The organism is Rhodanobacter lindaniclasticus (assembly GCF_004799035.1).
Lineage (GTDB): Bacteria > Pseudomonadota > Gammaproteobacteria > Xanthomonadales > Rhodanobacteraceae > Rhodanobacter > Rhodanobacter lindaniclasticus.
Window position 1 is genome coordinate 1 of the sequence record NZ_MWIO01000050.1, and the last position, 20,938, is coordinate 20,938.

Below are 20,938 nucleotides of genomic sequence, written 5' to 3' on the forward strand. Positions count from 1 at the left end.
GCCTTCTCCTGGGGCTCGGGGATGTGTAAAAAGACCAGCGGCAGGACGGGGCGGGGGCGCGGGCGAACGGCGTGTCGCCCCTGATCGCGATCTCCGTTTCCCCCGTCGGCGTGGCGGCGGTGTTCGGCGTGTGCCTGGCCTGGTTGGCCTACCCGTGGTGGCCGCCATTGGCGCTGCGCCAGCCGCGGCCTTGCGCCTGCAGGCAGAGGATCAGGAACGCCACGCCGACGAAGGACAACCAGACCCCCGCCGCCAGCACCGCCAGCGGATCGGCCAGCAGGATCGCGATCAGCGCCAGCGCCAGCGATTGCGCCCCGCTGCTGCCGCGCCGGCTGCAACGCGCCAGCGCCACCACCGCGATCATCAGCAGCGTGCGCACGGTGGGCAGGCCGAACCCGGCCAGCGCGCTGTAGACCACGGCGAGCAGCAGCGCCGCGGCGGCCTGCGCCTGCGGCCGCGGCAGGCGCAGCGCCAATGGCGGCCACATCGCGTAGGCCAACCAGGCCAGCCACACGCCGAACACCGCCGCCACGCCGACGTGGAAGCCGGAGATCGCGATCAGGTGCGACACGCCGTTCGCCCGCGCCACCGCCCAGTCCTGCTGGCCGAGGCCGCGCGTGTCGCCGACGGCGAAGGCGCGCAACAGCGCGGCATCGTGCGGATCGCGCACCCGCGCGGCAATGCCGCGGGCGATCGCCGCGCGCGCGCCATCCACGCACCAGCGCGGACCGGACAGGCGGCGGTTGCCCTCGTCCTCGCGCACGTAGCCGGTGGCGACGATGCCGCGTTCCAGCGCCGAGCGTTCGCTGTCGGCGCTGCCCGGATCGAGCAGCGCGCGCGGGCGCTTCAGGCGCAGCAACAGGCGCCAGCGCGTGCACGGCGCCAGCGGCGGCGCACCTTCGTACCACGACACGGTAACCAGGCCGTGCAAGGCCAGCGGCTGCCCATCCAGTTCGGCGTTTTCGACCCGCAGGGTGAAGCGGCTGGCATCGGTGCGCGCCAGCGGCAATCCGTCGAGGCTGCCGACGACGAGTACGTCGCGGCCTTCCAGCGTGCGCGGCAAGCGTGCCTGCATCGCCTGCGTACCGCACCACAGCGCCCAGGCGACGCCAAGCGGCAGGCAGCACAGCCAGCGCCAGCGCGGACAACGCCATGCCCAGGCCAGCGCCAGCACGACGAGCGGCACGCAGATCCACGTCGACGGCAGGCGCGGCCACGCCTGCACCAGCAACACGCCGGCCAGCAAGGCCAGCGCCGCCGTGATCGTCCCGTGTCGCGCCATGCCGCCGCCGCCCGTTCCGTCCTGGAAGCTTTCGAGCCTAGCGCGCGGACGGCGCCGGCGACGCTGAAAGTGCTGTAGGCGCACGCCGCCCGCGGCGGCGGCAAGGCTCAGGCCGGCACGGCGTCGCGCAACGCACCGTTGTGCAGCACCAGGGTGCGATCCATCTTCGCGGCCAGGTGCGGATCGTGCGTGACCAGGATGAAGCTGGTGCCGATCTCGCGGTTGAGCTCCAGCATCAGCTCGTAGACCTGGGCGGCGTTGGCCTCATCCAGGTTGCCGGTGGGCTCGTCGCCGAGCACGCAGGCCGGCCGGGTCACCAGCGCACGCGCCACCGCGCAGCGCTGGCGCTCGCCGCCGGAGAGCTCCGACGGCTTGTGGTGGGTGCGCGCCCCCAGGCCAACCCGCTCCAGCAAGGCGATCGCCTGCCGCTGCGCCTCGGCGATCGCGGTGCCGCGGATCAGCAGCGGCATGCACACGTTCTCCAGCGCGGTGAACTCGGGCAGCAGGTGGTGGAACTGGTAGATGAAGCCCAGCGAGCGGTTGCGCACGCGGCCACGCTCGGCGTCGGAGAGTTTTGACAGCACGCGCCCATCCACCTCCACCTCGCCGGCGGTCAGCGTGTCCAGTCCGCCGATGATGTGCAGCAAGGTGCTCTTGCCCGAGCCGGAGGCGCCGACGATGGCCATCGTCTCGCCGCGTTTCAGGGTGAGACTGACATCGCTCAATACGTCGGTGCGAAGGCCACCTTCGGCGTAGGTCTTGGCGACGTGGCTGGCACGCAGCACGTTTTCGCGGGTCGGGGCCATGGATTTCTCACTCATAACGCAGGGCCTGCGCCGGCTGCGTGCGCGAGGCGCGCCAGGCGGGGTAAAGGGTGGCCAGCAGCGCGAACACGAAGGTCAACAGCGCGGTCCAGCCCACGTCCTGCCAGTCCAGCCGGCTCGGCACCTCGCTGATGTAATAGACGTCAGGGGACAGGAAGGTGACGTGGAAGGTGTGCTCGATCCACTTGATGATGCCCGGCAGTTTCCACGACAGCAGCGCGCCGAAGCCCACGCCGAAGCCGATGCCGACGAAGCCCACCAGCAGGCCCTGCACCATGAAGGTGCCCATGATGCTGCGCGGTGTGGCGCCAAGCGTGCGCAGGATCGCGATATCCGCCTGCTTGTCGGTGACCAGCATCATCAGCATCGAGATCAGGTTGATCACCGCCACCAGCACGATCAGCGACAGGATGATGAACATCACCAGTTTTTCCATCGACAGCGCGTGGAACAGGTTGGCGTTCTCGTCCATCCAGGTGCGCACGCCGTAGTACTGGCCCAGCTGATCGGCTAGTTCGCGCGCCACCGGGCGGGCGCTGAACAGATCGTCCAGGCGCAGCCGGATGCCGGTCGGACCGTTCAGGTCGTTGAGCTTCTCGGCATCGCGCATGTTGACCAGGGCCAGGCCGGAGTCGAACTGCTCCATGCCGAGCTGGAACGTGCCGGTGACGTGGAAGCTGCGCATGCGCGGGATGCCGCCCATCGGCGTGGCGCGCAGCTCCTGCACCGCCATGGTCACGCGGTCGCCCACGCCCACCCCGAGCTGCATCGCCAGGTCGCGACCCAGCACGATGTTCCAGTCGCCGGGGCGCAGGTCGGCAAGCGAGCCTTCGATCATGTGCTGGCCGATGTCGACCACCTTCGGCTCCTGCGCCGGGTCGATGCCGCGCACCCGCACGCCGGCCGAGCGCTGGCCGATCAGCATGGCCTCGGATTCGACGAACGGCGCCGCGCCCAGCACGTGCGGATTGGCCTGCGCGACCTGCAGCGCACGCGGCACGTCCCTGATCGGACCGTCGACACTGGTGATCGTCGCCTGCGATACCGCGCCCAGGATGCGCGAGCGCATCTGGTAGTCGAAGCCGTTCATCACCGACATCACCGTGATCAGCGCGATCACGCTGATCGCGATGCACACGATCGACACGGTGGAGATGAAGGAGATGAACTGGTTGCGACGTTTGGCGCGCGTGTAGCGCAGGCCGATGAAGAGTTCGAGCGGTCGGAACATGGGCGATTCGCTTGTGGTGATGACACGGGGCGGGCCGCCCGGACCGGCATTATCGGCTATTCGCTCGGACCGCGCCGAATCGACGAAGTTGCTTCACCAGCGCGGCAGCGCCTCACCCGGCTGCAGCGTCGCCAAGCGCATGCGCAGGCGGCGGCGGATATCGGCGTCGCTGTTGTCCGGCGCCAGCAGCAATACGCTGATGCCGTGCTGCGCCGAGTGCATGCGCAGCCACACCAGATCGCCCAGCACGCGGAACGAAGCCAGGCTGGCGGGGTGGTCCTCGCCATCCACGGTATGCAGGGTCCAACCCGACTCGGCGCTCCAGCCGGCGGCGGCCACGACGGTGCTCCTCAAGCGGTGACACGCCTGCCAGGTCGCCAGAGCCAGCGCAACCACCGTCACCGCGCGCAGCCAGGCCGGCAAGGCGCTGACCAGCACGGCGATCGCGGCGAGCGTCGCCACCAGCAACAGGCAGCGCGGCAGCAGCCGCGACGGCGAATAGTCAAAGCCGATGGCGGGCGCGGATGTCATCGATGATGACCTGCCAGTCCGCTCGGTCGGGACGGGCGTGGCCCATCATCCAGTCCCACAGCTCCGGATCCTGCACGTCGAGCAGTTCGTCGAACGCCTGCCGCTGCGCCTCCTCGGCCTGCTCGAAACGCTCGTCGAGCCAGCCGCCCAGCATGGCATCCAGTTCACGCGTGCCGCGGCGGGCACGCCAACGCAGGCGGCTCTTATCCATGACAGTTGGCGCGAAGCGCCGCGTTCGCCTCCTCTCCCCTCGGGGAGAGGATTGAGGTGAGGGGGACAATCTTGCGCCGAGCCATCATCAAGAACGCTCTCCGATAAATTTCCCCGCGAGCACCGGCCCCTCATCCGCCCTTCGGGCACCTTCTCCCCAGAGGGGAGAACGAATCACGACGAACGCCGCTCCACCATCAGCTTCTTGATCTCGGCGATCGCCCTGGCCGGGTTCAGCCCCTTGGGACAGGTGCGGGTGCAGTTCATGATGGTGTGGCAGCGGTACAGCTTGAACGGGTCTTCCAGATCGTCCAGGCGCTCGCCGGTGGTTTCATCGCGCGAGTCGACGATCCAGCGATAAGCCTGCAACAGGATTGCCGGGCCAAGGTACTTGTCGCCGTTCCACCAGTAGCTCGGGCAGCTGGTGGAGCAGCAGGCGCACAGGATGCACTCGTACAGGCCATCGAGCTTCTTGCGGTCTTCCGGAGACTGCAGGCGCTCCTTGCCCGGCGCCGGGCTCTGCGTGCGAATCCACGGCTTGATCGAGGCGTACTGCGCGTAGAAATGGGTGAGGTCGGGGATGATGTCCTTGACCACCGGCATGTGCGGCAGCGGGTAGATCTTCACGTCGCCGCTGGCGACGCTGTCGATCGCGCAGATGCATGCCAGCGTGTTGGTGCCGTCGATGTTCATCGCGCAGGAGCCGCAGATGCCTTCGCGGCAGGAGCGACGCAGCGAGAGCGTCGGGTCGATCTCGTTCTTGATCTTCAGCAAGGCGTCGAGAACCATCGGGCCGCATGCGGCCAGATCGATTTCGTAGGTATCGATGCGCGGATTCTTGTCGTCGTCCGGCGACCAGCGATAGATGCGGAAGGTCCGCGGCTTCTTTGCATCCTTGGCCGGGTAATGCTTGCCGGGCTGGATCTTGGAGTTCCGTGGCAGCGTGAATTCACCCATGGGATTGCCCTTCCATATTCTCGAAAACGGGACGTGACATCGAACGCAACGACTCAGTAGACGCGCTTGGCCAGGGGGACCGAAGCCACCTCGTCGGTCAAGGTGTTGAGGTGCACCGGGCGATAGTCGAAGCGGGTGCTGCCTTCGCGATCGACCCACACCAGCGTGTGCTTGAGCCACTGCTCGTCGTCGCGCTCCGGGAAATCCTCGCGGGCATGCGCGCCGCGACTTTCCGGTCGCTGCGCGGCCGAGTGCATGGTCGCCACCGCCTGCTCGAGCAGGTTGGCGAGCTCCAGCGTCTCGATCAGGTCGGTGTTCCATACCAGCGAGCGGTCGCTGACCTTGACGTCCTCGAACGTCTTGAACACCTCGGAAATCTTCTGGCTGCCTTCGCCCAGTGTCTCGCCGGTGCGGAACACCGCACCGTAGCGCTGCATCGTGCGCTGCATGTTGAGCCGGATCGCCGCGGTGGGTGTGTTGCCGTTCGCGTTGCGCAGGCGGTCGAAGCGCTCCAGCGCCTTGTCCAGCGCGGTGGCCGGCAGGTCCTTGTGCGGCGTGGCCGGCTTGATGATCTCGGCACAGCGATTCGCCACGGCGCGGCCGAACACGACCAGGTCGAGCAGCGAGTTGGAACCCAACCGGTTGCCGCCGTGCACCGATACGCACGCCGCTTCGCCGATCGCGAACAGCCCGGGCACCACGGCATCCACGTCGTCGCCGCGCTTCTGCACGACTTCGCCGTGATAGTTGGTGGGGATGCCGCCCATGTTGTAGTGGACGGTCGGCAACACCGGGATCGGCTGCTTGCTGACGTCGACGCCGGCGAAGATGCGCGCCGACTCGGCGATGCCGGGCAGCCGCTCGTGGATCACTTCGGGGCCGAGGTGCATCAGGTTGAGGAAGATGTGGTCCTTGTGCTCGCCGACGCCACGGCCCTCGTTGATCTCCACCGTCATCGCGCGGCTGACCACGTCGCGCGAAGCGAGATCCTTTGCATGCGGCGCGTAGCGCTCCATGAAGCGCTCGCCCTCGGAGTTGGTGAGGTAACCGCCCTCGCCGCGCACGCCCTCGGTGATCAGGCAGCCGGCGCCGTAGATGCCGGTCGGATGGAACTGCACGAACTCCATGTCCTGCAGGGCCAGGCCCGCGCGCAGCACCATGCCGCCGCCGTCGCCGGTGCAGGTGTGGGCCGAGGTGGCACTCAGGTAGGCGCGGCCGTAGCCGCCGGTGGCCAGCACCACCGCGTGGCCGCGGAAGAAGTGCATGGTGCCTTCGTTCATGTCCAGCGCCAGCACGCCGCGGCACACGCCTTCGGCATCGAACACCAGGTCGATCGCGAAGTACTCCACGAAGAAGGTGGCGTCGTGCGCCAGCGCCTGCTGGTACAGCGTGTGCAGGATCGCGTGGCCGGTGCGGTCGGCGGCCGCGCAGGTGCGCTGCGCCGTACCCTTGCCGTAGTGCGTGGTCATGCCGCCGAACGGGCGCTGGTAGATCCGCCCGTCCTCGGTGCGCGAGAACGGCACGCCATAATGCTCGAGCTCGATCACCGCTTCGGGTGCGTGCTTGCACATGTACTCGATGGCGTCCTGGTCGCCGAGCCAGTCGCCGCCCTTCACGGTGTCGTAGAAGTGGAAGCGCCAGTTGTCCTCGCTCATGTTGCCGAGCGCGGCGGCGATGCCGCCCTGCGCGGCCACGGTGTGCGAGCGCGTGGGGAAGACCTTGGTGATGCACGCCGCCTTGAGGCCCTTCTCGGCGAGGCCGAAGGTGGCGCGCAAGCCGGCGCCGCCGGCGCCGACCACGATCACGTCATAAAGATGCTGCTGAACCTTGTAGCTTTCCATGGATCCCGGCCTCGCGTTTCGTCTCAGGGGGTCAGCGCCACGCGCAGCACGGCCAGCACGCCAGCCAGTGCGCCCAGTACCGCAAGGAACTTGATCGCCACGAGCAGCACGACCTCCTTCCAGCGGGTGTGCACGTAATCCTCGACCACCACCTGCAAGCCAAGCACGGCATGCCAGAACATGGTCAGCACGAACACGATCAGCAACAGCGCATTCCACGGCTTGGCCACCGTCGCATGCGCCGTCGCGTAATCCGCATGCAGCAGGCCGAGCACGGTGATCACGAACCAGATGCCCAGCGCCACCAGCGCGGCAGCGGTCAACCGCTGCACCCACCAGTGCTCCACGCCGGATTTCGCCGAACCGAGCCCGCGGGCGAGCTTCATCGGATTGCGCAGCTGGCTGCGGACGTCGTCGGTTCCCACACGCAGGTTCATGCCGCACCTCCGGCCATCACTACCCAAGCCCAGGTCGCGGCGGTCAGCACGATGCTGCCGACGACCGACAGCCAGCTAGAACGCACGAACTGGGGAATCTCGTAACCGAGTCCGGCATCCTGGATCAGATGCCGGATGCCGTTGCAGAGGTGGTAGAACAGCGCCCAGCTCCAGCCGAACAGCAGCACCATCCCGACCGGGCTGCCGATGATGCCCTTGAAGCGATTGAAGCTCTCTTCGCCGGCAGCAAGCTGCAGCAGGCCGCAGGCCACCAGCAAGCCGCCGACCGCGAGCGCGATGCCGGTGGCGCGATGCGTGATGGAGGTCATCATCTGCACCTGCCTGCGGTAGATCTGCAGATGCGGGGAAAGCGGTCGTTGCTTCTCTGCCATGGCGGCTATCCTCTGTGGAATCGCTGATGTCCCTGCTGCATTCGCCCCTTGATGCCGCGCCCCGTGCCGGGCGCCCCGCTCAGAAGTCGATGCAGCGGCCGTTCTTTTCCCAGTCGCCGTAGCGCGTGGGGTCCGGAGCCGGACGCTCGACGGCTGCCTTGTCGGGCGGCGGATCGACCGGTTTGGCGGTCGTCTCCGGCTTGACGGGGGCAGGCGTGCTTTCGATGGGAACTGAGGTATTGGACATGGTGTTTGTCAGCCGCTGAAGATTAATACTTGCCCCCGGACAGCACAACCATCGACCCGCGGGCGCCGCACCGCATTGCGGCGATGCCACGCACTTGTGCCACGGCGCGACTGCCCCAAACTTGCTCCACCATGCACGCATCCCCGATCGCCGAAACACTGTTGCTCGAAGGTCCGGAAGCAGGCGCGTTCGCGCATGCGCAGTTCAGCAGCAGGGTGGATGGCCTCGCCGTGGGCCACTGGCAATTCAGCGCATGGCTGGACGCGAAAGGCCGGGTGCGCGCGCTGTTCCACCTGGCACGACTGGAAGAACAACGCTACCTGCTGCTGCTGCGCGGCGGCGATGCCGCGACGATGGTCGACGGACTGCAACGATTCGTGTTCCGCGCCCAACTCCGGTTGACCGCGCTGCCGGCGCGCAGTTTGAGCACCGGCCCGATGCAAGCGCTGCATGCCGTGACGATGGAAGACGATGTCGTCTCGCTGGGTTGCGGCTCGCATGCCCTGCTCGTTTCCACGGCCACCTCCACGGACGATGCGTGGCGCGCGCTGCAGTTGTGCGAAGGCTGGCCGTGGCTGCCGGCACCGGTGCTCGGAACATTGTTGCCCGCGGCCTTGTCGTTGCAGCGGCTCAATGCGGTGGCGGTCGACAAGGGCTGTTATCCCGGCCAGGAAATCGTGGCGCGATTGCATTTTCGCGACGGACACAAACGTCACCTGCACTGCGGCACGACGTCGCAGTCAGTGCACGCTGGCGAGGCGTTGCGCATCGACGATCGCGAGGTCGGTTGCGTACTGGACGTCGTGGATGGCGGCAGCGGTTTCAACGTGCTGCTGGTGCTGGACGACGACGTTGCAACGCAACTTCGCGCGGGCGCGACGCCATCATTCCAGGATGCGCTTGCACTGACGCTGCAGACGTCCTGGCCCGCGTGAACATGACATGCAGACACGCAGGAATTTTTTCGCGATGGCACTTGTCAACGGCACGTGAGTGCAAGTTAAATTCGCACATCGCGGCACTTGCCAGCGGCGCTTTCCGCCACTAGGCTCCGCCGATCGAATATCGCGGCACCCGATACACGGGGTGCCGATTGACGCGACGAACCGGATGAATTCCGTATCGGCGCGACCCGGCGGCAACGACGCCGGATGAGAACGGGCTTCGCCACCCTTCGAGGCAAAGCCGCCGGAAGCAACGCGACGCCCGCATGACGGCGCCGTTTCCGGCACAACTTTCTGACCGGCTTCGCAGAGCCGCTCGAATCGCCACAATCCCGTGGCAATGCGCCTTGGCCACAAGTTTCGGCCCGGGTGGCAGATCCAGGTGGAAACGGCCTGCCCGCCCGTCCACCGCAACGGCGCACGAAGCTGGAGACCCGGCTTCGCGCGTACAGCACGCTGGAGGCAGAACATGAAACTTTCCCTGCTGTTGTGGCTGACGACACTGATGCCCCAGCCGGTAGCTGACCAGGCCTGCCTGGCCACCACCGTCTATCTCGAAGCACGCAGCCAGCCCGCCGATGGCCAGTGGGCCGTGGCCGAGGTGGCGCTGCGCCGGCGCGATCGCGGGCACTACGGCGATACCGTGTGCAAGGTGGTCACGGCACCGCACCAGTTCGCCACCACCACCACGTCCGGATCGTTCGAGATCAGCAACCTGCCCGCCTTCGTGAAGGCGTGGGACGTTGCCGGCAACTCGATCCACAACTGGCAGCTGCCGCTGGCACAGCGGCGCATGCTGGTGCCGCACGCCGATCACTTCGCGACCACCACGATATCCCCTGCGTGGTCGCACAATCGTCCCAGCGTGACAATCGGCGACCACGCCTTCTACGCGGTGAACTGAGCGACGGATGCCGCAGACATGGAAAAGGCCACCGAAAGGTGGCCTTTTCTTTTGGACGTCCAGACGTCCGAACTAACGAGTGGATCAGCGTGGGTAGACACGGTCCCCGCGCACTTCGACGTAATCGCCCTGGCGCAGGCCGGGGTTCTCGCGCTGCGTCACGGTGGCATAGCGCCCGTCATCCAGACGAACCACGATGCGCCACGCCACCTGGTCGCTGCTGTTGCGCTTGCCGACCTGGTTGCCGACCACGCCGCCGGCCACCGCACCGGCCACGGTCGCCGCCTTGCGGCCATCACCCTTGCCGACCTGGTTGCCGAGCACGCCGCCGGCCACCGCACCGATGATCGCGCCCAGCGTGCCGCCGCTGCCGTTGTTTTGCAGGTATACCTGCTGGACCTCCTGCACCACGCCGCAGCTGTTGCAGCGAACCGGCTGGTTGCCGTAGGCCGACGACTGGCTTCCGTAGTAGCCGCTGTTGCTGTTGCCGTAGGGCTGAGTCGCGCAGCCGGCGAGGGCGAGGCCCATCGTCATGGCCGCGGCCAATGCAAGTTTTGCAGTGCGTGCAGTCATCAGGTGCTCCTGTGGGGTGGATTGGCTCAATGAGCGTCGGATACCACGGTCACGCCTTCCTTCACCTCAACGCGATCACCGGGGTCGTGATCCATGCGGACCGTGCGAGTGACACCGTCATAGACGTAGCGAACGTCGTAACCGACGATCTTGCTGCTGGTGTTGTTGACCGTCTCGCACTTGCGCTCGACGCTCGTGGTGACCTGGCCCTTCTGGTGTGCCGCCTCGATCCGGTTGCCGGCGTAGCCGCCGCCGACCGCGCCGGCCACGGTGGCCAGGGTCTTGCCCTTGCCGCCGCCGACCTGGTTGCCGACCAGGCCGCCGACCACGGCGCCGATCGCCGTACCGGCGATGCGATGCTGGTCCTTCGGTGGCGCGGTGTGCGTGACGGTCTCGTCATGGCAGACCTGCTTGGGGTTGTTCACCGTCGTGCGGATCGGGTCGACGGAGACGACCTTGCCGTACTTCACTCCGGCATCGGCGCTCGCAGCCATGCCGTCGGTTCCGGTCGAGCCGGCGTCCGCACTGCGGTTGCAGGCGGACACTCCCGTCACCAGCGCCGCGGCGATCGCCGCCTTGAGTACATTGACCATCAACGTATTCATCACTTCCTACTCCTCTGTTTGAGCGCAGCCTATCGCCCGTGATGTGCAGCGGACGTAACAACCTGCGCAGTCAATTGAACCGATGCCAGACTGAATCGCAGCTAGCTTGAAGTTATGACATGGTTTTCACGCACTTACCGTGCCGCCGCGCCCACATTCACGGATCCTCCCCATGCAACTGCTCATCGACAGCCACGTGCATCTCGATCTGGCGGCATTCGACGCCGACCGCGCCGCGGTGATCGCGCGGGCCGGTGCAGCCGGCGTTCGCCAGCTGGTGGTCCCCGCCACCGACGCCGAAAGCTGGCCACGCATCCACGCCTTGTGCTGTGACCGACCCGACATCCATCCCGCCTACGGCCTGCATCCGCTGTTCATGCACCAGCACCGGCCCGAGCACCTAGACCGCCTCGGCGACTGGCTGGGCGACCACCCCGCGGTAGCCGTGGGCGAGATCGGCCTGGACTACCACGACGAAGGGTCCGATCACGAGCTGCAGCAACGCTGTTTCGAAACGCAACTGCGCCTGGCGCGCGAGCTGGACCTGCCGGTCATCGTGCACGCACGCCACGCCCTGGAAGAAGTGAGCCTGACCCTGCGCCGCTGTCCCGGCGTGCGCGGCGTGGTGCACAGCTTCTCCGGCAGCGAACAACAGGCAGCGAAGCTGTGGGACATCGGCTTCCATCTGGGTATCGGTGGCCCGGTGACCTACGAGCGTGCGCAGCGCCTGCGGCGCATCGTGGCTCGCATGCCGATCCAGTTCCTGCTGCTCGAAAGCGACGCGCCGGACCAGCCGAACGCGGCCCATCGCGGCCTGCGCAACGAACCGGCACGCCTGGTCGAGATCCTGCGCTGCGTGGCCGAATTGCGCGGCGAGAGCGAGCAGCACGTGGCACAGGCCACCACCGCCAATGCCCGTCGACTGTTCGGCCTTGATTGATACCCCTGACATTTGTCACTTGCCCGGAGCCGTCGACGCCTGCTAGTTTATTTCACTGGTGAATTATCAATCAGTGAAATGGCGACTCTCGCAAACTGCATCGTGATGATGGACGAGGGCATCGACCGGGTCGGCGAGCTCGTCCCGCAGATGCCCGCGGCGGAAGCGCGGATGTGCCGGCTCATGCTGATGCTCGGCGCCACCATCGACCGCGAGCTGGAGGCGAAGCTCAAGCCGAACAAGCTAAACCACAGCGAATTCCTGACCCTGATGATCCTGTACAGCCGGCCGGACGGCAGCTCCACGCCCGGCGAGCTGTGCGAGTTCACCACCCAGGGCGCCACCAACATGACGCGCATCGCCAATGCGCTGGTCAAGCGCGCCCTGATCACCCGTGGCAGCAGCAAGGACGATCGCCGCCGCGTGCTGATCCGCATCACTCCTGCCGGGCGGCGCTTCGTGCAGAAGGTGCTGCCGCCGATGTTTCCGCAGGTGGGCGCCATGTTCACCGGCTTCAGTGCCGGCGACATGCGTCAGTTCGACCGGTTGCTGCGCAAGCTCGCCGGCAACCTCGACCAGTTGGGCGAACAGCGCCTGCCATGAAGGATTCCCGCATGAAGCACGCCTCGTCGGGCGGCCGCGCGATGCTCGCCGCCCTGATTGCCCTGACCCTGGCCGCCTGCGCCGCGCCGGCCAGGCTGCTGGCACCGGACCTGCGCAACGACGTGCCGCTGGCCGGGCTGCAGGCGCCCGAGCGCGCCGGCTGGCCCGCGGCACGGTGGTGGCGGCAATACCACGATCCGCAGCTGGACGACCTGATGGATCGCGCCACCCGCCAGTCGCCGGACCTCGCCGTGGCGCAGAGCCGGGTGGCCCAGGCGGAGCAGTCCGCCAGGCTGGCCGCGGCGCAGCTCGGCCTGTCGGTGAACGGCAGCGCGCAGGTAGCGCGGCAACGGCTGAGCGACCACGGGCTGATCCCGAGCCAGTTCCTCGGCTTCAGCTGGTACAACCAGGCCGATCTCGGCGCGCAGCTGAAATACGACTTCGACTGGTGGGGCAAGAAGCGCGCCACGCTGGAAGCGGCACTTGACCAGGCGCACGCGGCCGAAGCGCAGCGCAGCGCCGCGGCGCTGGCGCTGCAATACGCCGTGGCCGACACCTACTTCGGCTGGCTGGCCGACCAGGCGCGCCTGCAACTGGCCGATCAGGCGCTTGCCACGCAACGCCAGTTCAGCCGCATCGCCGATCTGCGCGTCAAGCAGGGCGTGGACTTGCCGGACGAAGCGCAGAAGGCGCGCGCGCAATTGGCTGCCGTGCGGGAGATGCGCGTGGCGTTGGAAGGCTCGGCGAAGATCCGCCGCGTCTCGCTCGCCTCGCTGCTCGGCGTGGCACCGGAGCAACTGCCCGAGCTGCAGCCGCGACCGTTGCCCCGCGTCGACGAAGGCATTCCGGCGAACGCCGCATTGGACCTCATCGCGCGCCGCCCGGACATCGCCGCCAGCCGCTGGCAGGTCGAGGCCGCGCTGCGCCAGACCGACGCCGCCCGCGCCGAGTTCTTCCCGGATTTCAGCGTCAGCGCGATGGCCGGGCTGTCGAGCATCGACATGGGCAAGCTGTTCACCGCCGGCAGCCGCACCTTCGCGCTGACCCCGGCGCTGCACCTGCCGATCTTCAATGGCGGCGCGCTGAAGGCGAACTACGGCGTCAGCAAGGCGCAACTCGACGCGGCGATCGCGCAGTACGACAGCACGGTGCTGGCTGCCGCCCGTGAAGTCGCCACGCAGGCGCTCGGCGCACAACAGATCGCCGCGCAGCGCGTGGTCCAGCGCACCCGCGTGGATGCGCAGCGGCAACTGCTGGCCAACGCGCAGGCGCGCGCCACCCAAGGCGTGCGCGACGCCCGCGAAAGCCTCGGGGCCAAGGCGCAATGGCTGCAGCAACGTGATTCGGCCGTGCAGTTGCAAGCGCAGGCCGTGGCAACCGACCTCGCGCTGGTCAAGGCGCTGGGTGGCGGCTATCGCGATGCCTCCACCGCCGACCGCAACGCCGATTCCACCTCTTCCGTTACCGCTGGAGCCCGCCCATGAGCGCCACTGAAACCGACCGGCCGTCTGTCGACGCCAACGACAGCGGCATGGCCGCGAAGGACCCGGCCAAGCGTCGGCGCGCGCTGCTGATCGTGGCCGCGGTGTTCATCCTCGCCGGGCTCGCCTGGTTCGCGCTGTGGTTCTTCGTGTTCTCCACCCGGGTCAAGACCGACAACGCCTACGTCGGCGGCAACCAGGTGGCCATCTCGGCCCAGGTGCCCGGCACGGTGGTGGCGATCCTGGCCGACGACACCCAGCGCGTCGAAGCCGGCCAGGTGCTGGTCCGGCTGGACCCCACCGATGCCAAGGTGCGTCTGGAGCAGGCGCGCAGCGCACTGGCCCAGGCTGTGCGCGGCGTGCGCCAGCAGACCAGTTCGGCCAGCAGCGCCGACGCCCAGGTCGATGCGGCCCGGCTCGCCGTGCAGAAGGCCGACGCCGACCTCAAGCGCCATCTTCCGCTGCTGGCAGCGCACGCCGAATCGCCGGAAATCGTGCAGCACCTGCGCGACGGCCTGGCGCAGGCACGCGCCGCACTGGCCGGCGCGCAGGCCCAGTCGGCCGCGGCGCATGCCGCGATCGAAGGCACCGACGTGGCGCGCAACCCCGGCGTGATGCAGGCGCGAGCCAACTTCAGCGCCGCATGGATCGCCGCGCAGCGCAACGCGATCTACGCACCGGTCTCCGGCTACGTGGCCCAGCGCAGCGTGCAACTGGGCAACAGCGTGCAGCCCGGGCAGCAATTGATGACCGTGGTGCCGCTGCATGACCTGTGGGTGGAGGCCAACTTCAAGGAAAGCCAGCTGCGCCACATCCGCATCGGCCAGCCGGCGACGGTCGTCTCCGATCTCTACGGCGGCGACGCGGTGTTCCACGGCAAGGTGATCGGCCTGGGTGCGGGCACCGGCAGCGTGTTCTCGCTGCTGCCGGCGCAGAACGCCACCGGCAACTGGATCAAGGTGGTGCAGCGCGTGCCGGTGCGCATTTCGCTGGACAACACCGAGCTGGACAAGCATCCGCTGCGGGTGGGCCTGTCGAGCGAAGTCACCATCGACATCACCAACGACAAGGGCAGCGTGCTGGCTACCACCCCGACGCAGCAGCCGGTGGCGCAGACCGACGTCTACACGCAGATGGCCGCCAAGGCCGACGCCGAGGCCGCGCGGGTCATCCGCGCCAACCTGCCCCGCGATGCCCGCTGAGCCGAACCGATGGCCGCCACGCCCGACGACGCCACGCCCCTGAAGCCGCTGCAAGGCAGCGCCCTGGTCCTGCTGACCATCGCGGTCGCCTTCAGCACCTTCATGGAGGTGCTGGACATGACCATCGTCAACGTCTCGGTGCCGCACATCGCCGGCAGCCTCGGCGTGAGCCCCAGCGAGGGCACCTGGACGATCAGCTCCTACGCGCTGGCCAGCGCGATCATGCAGCCGCTGACCGGCTGGCTGGCGCGACGCTTCGGCGAAGTGCGCACCTTCATCAGCTCGGTAACGCTGTTCGTGGTGTTCTCGATGCTCTGCGGCATGGCCACCAGCATGCCGATGCTGGTGATCTGCCGCCTGCTGCAGGGCGCGGGCTCCGGCCCGATGGTGGCGCTGTCGCTGGCCCTGCTGCTGTCGAGCTACCCGAAGGCGAAACAGGGCATGGCGCTGGCGCTCTGGGCGATGACCGTGGTGGTGGCGCCGATCTTCGGACCGATCCTCGGCGGCTGGCTGACCGACAACTTCTCGTGGCCGTGGATCTTCTACATCAACGTGCCGGTCGGCGCGCTGGCGGCGCTGATCACCTGGGTGCTGCTGCACAAGCGCGAGACGAAAACCTTCAAGATGCCGATCGACGTGATCGGGCTGGTCCTGCTGGTGGTCGGCGTGGGTGCGCTGCAGTTCATGCTGGACAACGGCAACGACCACGACTGGTTCGCCTCGCCGATGATCCTGACCCTGGGCATCATCGCGCTGGTCTGCCTCACCTTCCTGATCGTATGGGAACTGCACGCCAAGCATCCGGTGGTCGAGTTGGCGCTGTTCAAGCGACGCAACTTCACCGTGGCGGTGGTGGCGCTGTCGCTGGGCATGATGGCGTTCTTCGGCATCAACGTGGTGTTTCCGCTGTGGCTGCAGATCGATCTCGGCTACACCGCCACCTGGGCCGGCCTGGCCAGCGCGCCGGTCGGCGTGCTGGCCTTCCTGATGGCGCCGGTGATCGGCGCCAACATCCAGCGGCTGGAGCTGCGCGCGGTGGTGACGTTCGCCTTCATCGTGTTCGCGGTGACCTCGTTCTGGTTCGCCAGCTTCGACAGCTCGGCCTCGTTCGGCACGCTGGTGCTGCCGCGCTTCGTGATGGGCATCGGCATCGCCTGCTTCTTCATCCCGCTCAACCAGATGTACCTGTCCGGGCTGAACCCGGACCAGGTCGCCAGCGCCTCGGGCCTGGCCAACTTCTGCCGCACGCTGGCGTCGAGCGTCTCCACCGCGGCCACGGTGACGCTGTGGCAGCATCGCGGCGAATACCACCATGCCGTGCTGACCGAGCACATCACGCCGGCGGCACCAGCCGCGACCAGCTTCCTGCAACGCCTGGAGCACGGCGGCTTTTCCATGCGGCAGGGGCTGGATGTCGTCGACCAGCTGATCACCCGCGAGGCGCTGACCTTGTCGGTCAATGACGTCTACCTCGTTTGCGCCGTGCTGTTCCTCGCCATGATCCCGCTGCTGTGGCTGGCGCGCCCGCCGTTCGGCAATGCCGGCGGTGCCCCGGGGCACTGAAACAGGCGAATTTGCTGCGCCCGGATGCCGCAGCATGAAACGGCGGCGCCGACTGGTGCGCCGCAATATCTTCTGCTAGCTTGTGGCGCATGGCACAAACCAAACGCATCATCAAGAAGTATCCGAACCGGCGTCTCTACGACACGGAGATCTCCAGCTACATCACGCTGGAGGAAGTCCGCCAGCTGGTGCTGGACAACGAGGATTTCGAGGTCCGCGACGCCAAGAGCGGCGAGGACCTGACCCGTTCGGTGCTGCTGCAGATCATCTCCGAGCACGAGGACAAGGGGCAGCCGATGCTTTCGCCGCAGCTCCTCAGCCAGATCATCCGCTTCTACGGCGATTCGCTGCAGGGCTTCATGGGCCCCTATCTGGAGCGCAGCCTGCAGGTCTTCCTCGACCAGCAGACCCAGTTTCGCAGCCAGCTCAACAACCTCATGGGGCAAACCCCATGGAACACGCTGAACGACCTGACCGAGCGCAACATGGCGGCGTTCCAGGCGATGCAGCGCGGCCTGATGGACACCGCCGCCAAGGTGATGCCGACCCCGCCGCCGACCGGCACACGTGGCGGCAAGAAGTCCGGCTGACCCCCGCGCCGTGACGGCCCCGCTCCGTCACCGGCGCCCCACCCCTTCCCGGACGCTGCAGCACAACATGTGCTGCCATGCAGCGTGAGCCGGCCAGCGAAGCGATCCCGATGAATCAGACCAACACTTCACGACGCGTTGCCATCGTCACCGGCGGCATCGGCGGACTGGGCACCGAAATCTGCCGCCACCTCGCCCGCGCCGGGCGTCAGGTGGTGGCGCTCGACCTGGCCGCACGCAGCGAACGGGTCGCCGCCTTCCACGACGAACTGGCCGAATTCGGCGACGCGATCGGCTTCGCGCCGCTCGACGTCAGCAATTTCGACAGCTGCCAACAGGCGATCGCGCAGATCGAAAACCGGTACGGCAGCGTCGACATCGTGGTCAACGCCGCCGGCATCACCCGCGATGCCAGCCTGCGCAAGATGACCCCGCAGCAATGGCACGAACTGATGCAGGTGAACCTGGACGGCGTGTTCAACATCTGCCGCAACGTGGTCGACGGCATGAGCGCGCGCGGCTTCGGCCGCATCGTCAACATCAGCTCGGTCAACGGGCAGACCGGCCAGTTCGGCCAGACCAACTATTCGGCGGCCAAGGCCGGCGTGCACGGCTTCAGCATGGCGCTGGCGCGCGAGACCGCGCGCAAGGGCATCACCGTCAACACCGTCTCACCCGGCTACTGCGACACGCCGATGGTGGCGGCCGTGCCGGACGACATTCGCGCCCAGATCATCGCCGGCATTCCGGTCGGCCGGCTCGGCGCACCCGCCGACATCGCCCGTGCGGTGGCTTTCCTCACCGCCGACGACGCCGGCTACATCACCGGCGCCAACCTGCCGGTGAACGGCGGTTACTTCATGAGCTTCTGAGCCTCCCGGCTCAGCCCGCGCGGCGGGCGGCAGCCAGTGCCTGGCGCCGCGCCAGCCACACACCGCCGGCGGTCAGCGCCAGCGCCAGCGCCTGGGCGAGCAAACCCTGCAGCGTCGGGTGGATACCCAGCAACGGGATCGAGACGAACGACACGGCATCGGCGCCGACCACGCCGGCCTCCTGCAAGGCGGCAATGCCGTTGCCGGCAAACACCACCGCCAGCAGCGCCAGCAAGGCCGAGGTCGCAGTGAAGAACGGCCCGATCGGCAGGCGCACGCTGTACTTCAGGATCGCCCATGCCACCAGCGCCAGCAGCAGCGCCGCCGTGAGCATGCCGGCGATCACGTAGTGCTGTCCCTCGCTGCCCACCTGCACCCACAGCGTCTGGTAGAACAGCACGATCTCGAACAGCTCGCGGTACACCGCCAGGAACGCCACCCCGGCCATCGCCCACAGGGTGCCCTTGCCCAGCGCGGCATTCACCCGCGTGCGGATGAATGCGCTCCACGCCTGCGCATACGACTTGCTGTGCAACCAGTAGCCGACGTACAGCAGCATCGCCGAGGCGATCAACGCGGTGACGCCTTCGGTAACCTCGCGGTTGGCGCCGGAGATCGCCAGCAGATAACTCGACACCACCCACGTCGCCGCGCCCAGCAAGATCGCCGCCATCCAGCCGAAGTGAATGTACGGCATCGCATCGCGGCGCCCGGTCTTGTGCACGAACGCGATGATCGCCGCCAGCACCAGGATGGCTTCCAGACCCTCGCGCAGCAGGATCAGCAGCGCGCTGAGGAAGGCCGTCAGCGGCGACAGCTCGCCCGCCGCGAGCTCCTGTTCGGCACGGTCGAGCAGGCCATCGATGCGCTTGACCTGCGCCGCGACCTCGGCCACCGGCGGGCCCTGGGCGATGGTCGTGCGCAAGGCCATCATTTGAGTCTCCACCTCGCGCCGCAGCGGGGCGTCGACGTTGTCCAGGCTGGCCTCGATCAGTTCGAAACCCTCCAGGTAGGCACTGATGGCCAGTTGGCGCGCCATGTCGCGATCGCCGTGGCGATACGCCTCGAGGCTGGCGTCGAGCTTGCCGCGGGTGATTGCCAGCGGCGCGGGCGCTGCCGCCTGGATCGACGCCGGATGCGCAGCCAGATAAGCCTGAACCGCCACCAGTTGCGCGCCTTCGCGCTGCGCCACTTCATTTGGCGCCTTCGTCACGAGGTCGCCGAAGTCCTTGAACAGCGCCTTGCCGATGCCTTGCTGCCAGGCCGTGGCGCCCACTTGCAACTGTGCGGGCGTGGTGCGCAGGCCGGCGACGTAGAACGCCAGTGACCAGCGCTCGGTTTCGGACAGTTCCGGGAACGGCCGCATCGGCGTGCCGGCCACGCCCAGCGTGATGGTGTTGTACAGCCCATAGATGCTGCGCGCATCCATCCGCGCGGCATCATGGAAATTGCTGGGCATCGGATCGAGCCCGGCAGCCAGTACGCCGTCGCCATGGCCGCTGACACCGTGGCAGGCGGCGCAATCTGCGGCGTACAGGCGCGCTCCCGCGGCAAGATCCGGCGGCTGCCGTGGCGCCACGCTCAGCTGCCAGACGCGGATGATGTCCCAGCGCAACGCATTGGCCGCTGCGGTCACTGCCTTGCCCTCGGCCTTCGCCGCAATCGCCTCGCGCAGCGCCTGCGCCTTGCCCACCAGCTCCGCCTGCCCCGCCTGCGTCGGCAACTGCTGCAGCAAGGCTACCGATTGCGTGGCGAATTCGAGCTGCTCGGCGTACTCGCTCTGGTCGAGCACCCTGCCGTCGCGCACGAACTGGGGGTAGTCCACGCTGATGTAGTCGAGCATGTGCACGATCGTCTGCGCCTTGTCTGCGGCGGACGCGGGTGCGGCTGCCATCGCCGTGGCCGCGACGACGAACATGCCCAGGCCCAGCAGCCAGGCGAGGCAGAACGAAGATGGACGACGACAACGCGTATGCATGGCGAAGCGGATTCCAGGCAGCGCCCGGCCAGGGGCGACGAGATACTAAGGAAGGCGCCATTGTCGCGAATGAGCGCATTAACCGCAAATGAGAATGATTCACGCAAATGCCGCATCCCTGTCCCGCCACGATCGCGTCGCCCGGCCGAAACTTCCTGCGCCGCGACACCGCGCCCGCGCAGCGTTGCAACCCGATCCATTGACCGGAAATGACAACAAGTCGTGGCTTCCCGCGATCCGGTCGCCGTCTGTCCTGGGGGGGACTCCTCGCGCACCGGACTGCAAAATGCACCTGCAGGAAAAATCTGCCGGGCATCTTTTCGAATCACGAGGTGGGGAAACGATCACCCGGTCCGGTTCCACCTGCACCATGCAGAAACCGACGTGGCGACCCACAACATGGCCGGCAGCACGCGCAAGGGCGCGCTGCGGAAACAAGGCGTCTTGCACGCTGGCCAAGTCGTCAAACTGGAACACGAAGTAGGCGTTCGAGGTCTTCGCGCACGCCAACGCGATGTACTGGACGGCTACCTCCACGTTCCACGCCGGCGCCTGCGGCGTGGAAAGCGCCGCGGGCGGCTACGGCTACTCGCGCAGCGATGTGGTGGCGGCGTTCAATGCCTTCGGCGATCTGCCAGTAAGCAACAAGGCAAACGCGTGACGAGCAGGCCGACCCTTCTTGGCGTCTTCGGGAAATGGCGGCGGCACACGCGAACACCTGGCACGGCAAC

General features: G+C 67.5%; 23 protein-coding genes. 10 read left to right on the forward strand and 13 right to left on the reverse strand.

The annotated features are described in order from the left end of the window. Positions 1-148: 148 nt before the first annotated feature. From B1991_RS15255 to B1991_RS15300, 10 genes are all read right to left on the reverse strand, one after another. Complete coding sequence (locus B1991_RS15255; RefSeq protein WP_136259533.1) at positions 149-1,282, reverse strand: ComEC/Rec2 family competence protein; 1,134 nt, start codon at positions 1,280-1,282, stop codon at positions 149-151. Positions 1,283-1,389: 107 nt separating this feature from the next. Beyond that, a complete protein-coding gene (gene lolD, locus B1991_RS15260) occupies positions 1,390-2,088 on the reverse strand; it encodes a lipoprotein-releasing ABC transporter ATP-binding protein LolD (RefSeq protein ID WP_136259534.1) in 699 nt (232 codons plus the stop codon). 7 nt (positions 2,089-2,095) lie between these two features. Next, positions 2,096-3,337: a lipoprotein-releasing ABC transporter permease subunit gene (locus B1991_RS15265; protein WP_136259535.1), complete on the reverse strand. Its 1,242-nt coding sequence runs from the start codon at positions 3,335-3,337 to the stop codon at positions 2,096-2,098. 93 nt (positions 3,338-3,430) lie between these two features. Then, complete coding sequence (locus B1991_RS15270; protein WP_136259536.1) at positions 3,431-3,868, reverse strand: protein YgfX; 438 nt, start codon at positions 3,866-3,868, stop codon at positions 3,431-3,433. Then, positions 3,840-4,079 carry an FAD assembly factor SdhE gene (locus B1991_RS15275; protein ID WP_136259537.1) on the reverse strand — a complete coding sequence of 80 codons (240 nt, stop codon included), beginning with the start codon at positions 4,077-4,079 and terminating at the stop codon, positions 3,840-3,842. The genes B1991_RS15270 and B1991_RS15275 overlap by 29 nt, the downstream gene beginning before the upstream one ends. A gap of 173 nt (positions 4,080-4,252) precedes the next feature. Next, entirely contained in the window at positions 4,253-5,035 is a 783-nt protein-coding gene (locus tag B1991_RS15280) for a succinate dehydrogenase iron-sulfur subunit (RefSeq protein ID WP_136259538.1), read from the reverse strand. Positions 5,036-5,088: 53 nt separating this feature from the next. Beyond that, positions 5,089-6,876: a succinate dehydrogenase flavoprotein subunit gene (sdhA, locus tag B1991_RS15285; protein ID WP_136259539.1), complete on the reverse strand. Its 1,788-nt coding sequence runs from the start codon at positions 6,874-6,876 to the stop codon at positions 5,089-5,091. A gap of 23 nt (positions 6,877-6,899) precedes the next feature. Then, a complete protein-coding gene (sdhD, locus tag B1991_RS15290) occupies positions 6,900-7,313 on the reverse strand; it encodes a succinate dehydrogenase, hydrophobic membrane anchor protein (protein ID WP_136259540.1) in 414 nt (137 codons plus the stop codon). Next, positions 7,310-7,705: a succinate dehydrogenase, cytochrome b556 subunit gene (gene sdhC / locus B1991_RS15295; RefSeq protein ID WP_136259541.1), complete on the reverse strand. Its 396-nt coding sequence runs from the start codon at positions 7,703-7,705 to the stop codon at positions 7,310-7,312. Before sdhC ends, sdhD begins: the two co-directional genes overlap by 4 nt. 79 nt (positions 7,706-7,784) lie before the next feature. Next, positions 7,785-7,952, reverse strand: coding sequence for a DUF1674 domain-containing protein (locus B1991_RS15300; RefSeq protein WP_136259542.1), 168 nt, complete (start codon positions 7,950-7,952; stop codon positions 7,785-7,787). A gap of 131 nt (positions 7,953-8,083) precedes the next feature. On the opposite strand from B1991_RS15300, the gene ygfZ reads away from it, so the two are divergent. Continuing rightward, on the forward strand, positions 8,084-8,887 hold the full coding sequence (gene ygfZ / locus B1991_RS15305; RefSeq protein WP_136259543.1) for a CAF17-like 4Fe-4S cluster assembly/insertion protein YgfZ: 804 nt from the start codon (positions 8,084-8,086) through the stop codon (positions 8,885-8,887). 478 nt (positions 8,888-9,365) lie between these two features. After that, positions 9,366-9,800 carry a cell wall hydrolase gene (locus B1991_RS15310; protein WP_136259544.1) on the forward strand — a complete coding sequence of 145 codons (435 nt, stop codon included), beginning with the start codon at positions 9,366-9,368 and terminating at the stop codon, positions 9,798-9,800. Between the two features lie 84 nt (positions 9,801-9,884). Here B1991_RS15310 and B1991_RS15315 read toward each other — a convergent pair whose 3' ends face one another. Next, positions 9,885-10,373 carry an outer membrane lipoprotein gene (locus B1991_RS15315; protein WP_136259545.1) on the reverse strand — a complete coding sequence of 163 codons (489 nt, stop codon included), beginning with the start codon at positions 10,371-10,373 and terminating at the stop codon, positions 9,885-9,887. 26 nt (positions 10,374-10,399) lie between these two features. Next, a complete protein-coding gene (locus B1991_RS15320) occupies positions 10,400-10,978 on the reverse strand; it encodes a glycine zipper 2TM domain-containing protein (protein ID WP_136259546.1) in 579 nt (192 codons plus the stop codon). Positions 10,979-11,150: 172 nt separating this feature from the next. Here B1991_RS15320 and B1991_RS15325 point away from each other — a divergent pair, with 172 nt between their 5' ends. The 7 genes from B1991_RS15325 (at position 11,151) to phbB (ending at position 18,229) form a co-directional block, all read left to right on the forward strand. After that, positions 11,151-11,918: a TatD family hydrolase gene (locus B1991_RS15325; RefSeq protein ID WP_136259547.1), complete on the forward strand. Its 768-nt coding sequence runs from the start codon at positions 11,151-11,153 to the stop codon at positions 11,916-11,918. A 78-nt stretch (positions 11,919-11,996) separates the two neighbouring features. Then, positions 11,997-12,521: a MarR family winged helix-turn-helix transcriptional regulator gene (locus tag B1991_RS15330; RefSeq protein ID WP_136259548.1), complete on the forward strand. Its 525-nt coding sequence runs from the start codon at positions 11,997-11,999 to the stop codon at positions 12,519-12,521. 11 nt (positions 12,522-12,532) lie between these two features. Next, positions 12,533-14,005 carry an efflux transporter outer membrane subunit gene (locus B1991_RS15335; RefSeq protein ID WP_136259549.1) on the forward strand — a complete coding sequence of 491 codons (1,473 nt, stop codon included), beginning with the start codon at positions 12,533-12,535 and terminating at the stop codon, positions 14,003-14,005. After that, on the forward strand, positions 14,002-15,204 hold the full coding sequence (locus B1991_RS15340) for an HlyD/EmrA/EmrK family protein (RefSeq protein WP_136259550.1): 1,203 nt from the start codon (positions 14,002-14,004) through the stop codon (positions 15,202-15,204). Before B1991_RS15335 ends, B1991_RS15340 begins: the two co-directional genes overlap by 4 nt. A 9-nt stretch (positions 15,205-15,213) precedes the next feature. Then, complete coding sequence (locus B1991_RS15345) at positions 15,214-16,767, forward strand: DHA2 family efflux MFS transporter permease subunit (RefSeq protein ID WP_136259551.1); 1,554 nt, start codon at positions 15,214-15,216, stop codon at positions 16,765-16,767. Between the two features lie 89 nt (positions 16,768-16,856). Continuing rightward, the gene (phaR, locus tag B1991_RS15350; RefSeq protein WP_136259552.1) at positions 16,857-17,357 is read left to right on the forward strand and encodes a polyhydroxyalkanoate synthesis repressor PhaR; all 501 of its coding nucleotides are present in this window, start codon (positions 16,857-16,859) and stop codon (positions 17,355-17,357) included. A 110-nt stretch (positions 17,358-17,467) separates the two neighbouring features. Then, entirely contained in the window at positions 17,468-18,229 is a 762-nt protein-coding gene (gene phbB, locus B1991_RS15355) for an acetoacetyl-CoA reductase (protein ID WP_136259553.1), read from the forward strand. Between the two features lie 10 nt (positions 18,230-18,239). Here the strand turns inward: phbB and B1991_RS15360 are convergent, their stop codons facing one another. Continuing rightward, positions 18,240-20,207, reverse strand: a complete 1,968-nt coding sequence (locus B1991_RS15360; RefSeq protein ID WP_136259554.1) for a cytochrome c/FTR1 family iron permease — start codon at positions 20,205-20,207, stop codon at positions 18,240-18,242. A gap of 514 nt (positions 20,208-20,721) precedes the next feature. On the opposite strand from B1991_RS15360, the gene B1991_RS18785 reads away from it, so the two are divergent. Further along, positions 20,722-20,868, forward strand: coding sequence for a hypothetical protein (locus B1991_RS18785; RefSeq protein WP_168709680.1), 147 nt, complete (start codon positions 20,722-20,724; stop codon positions 20,866-20,868). The last annotated feature ends 70 nt before the right edge of the window (positions 20,869-20,938 follow it).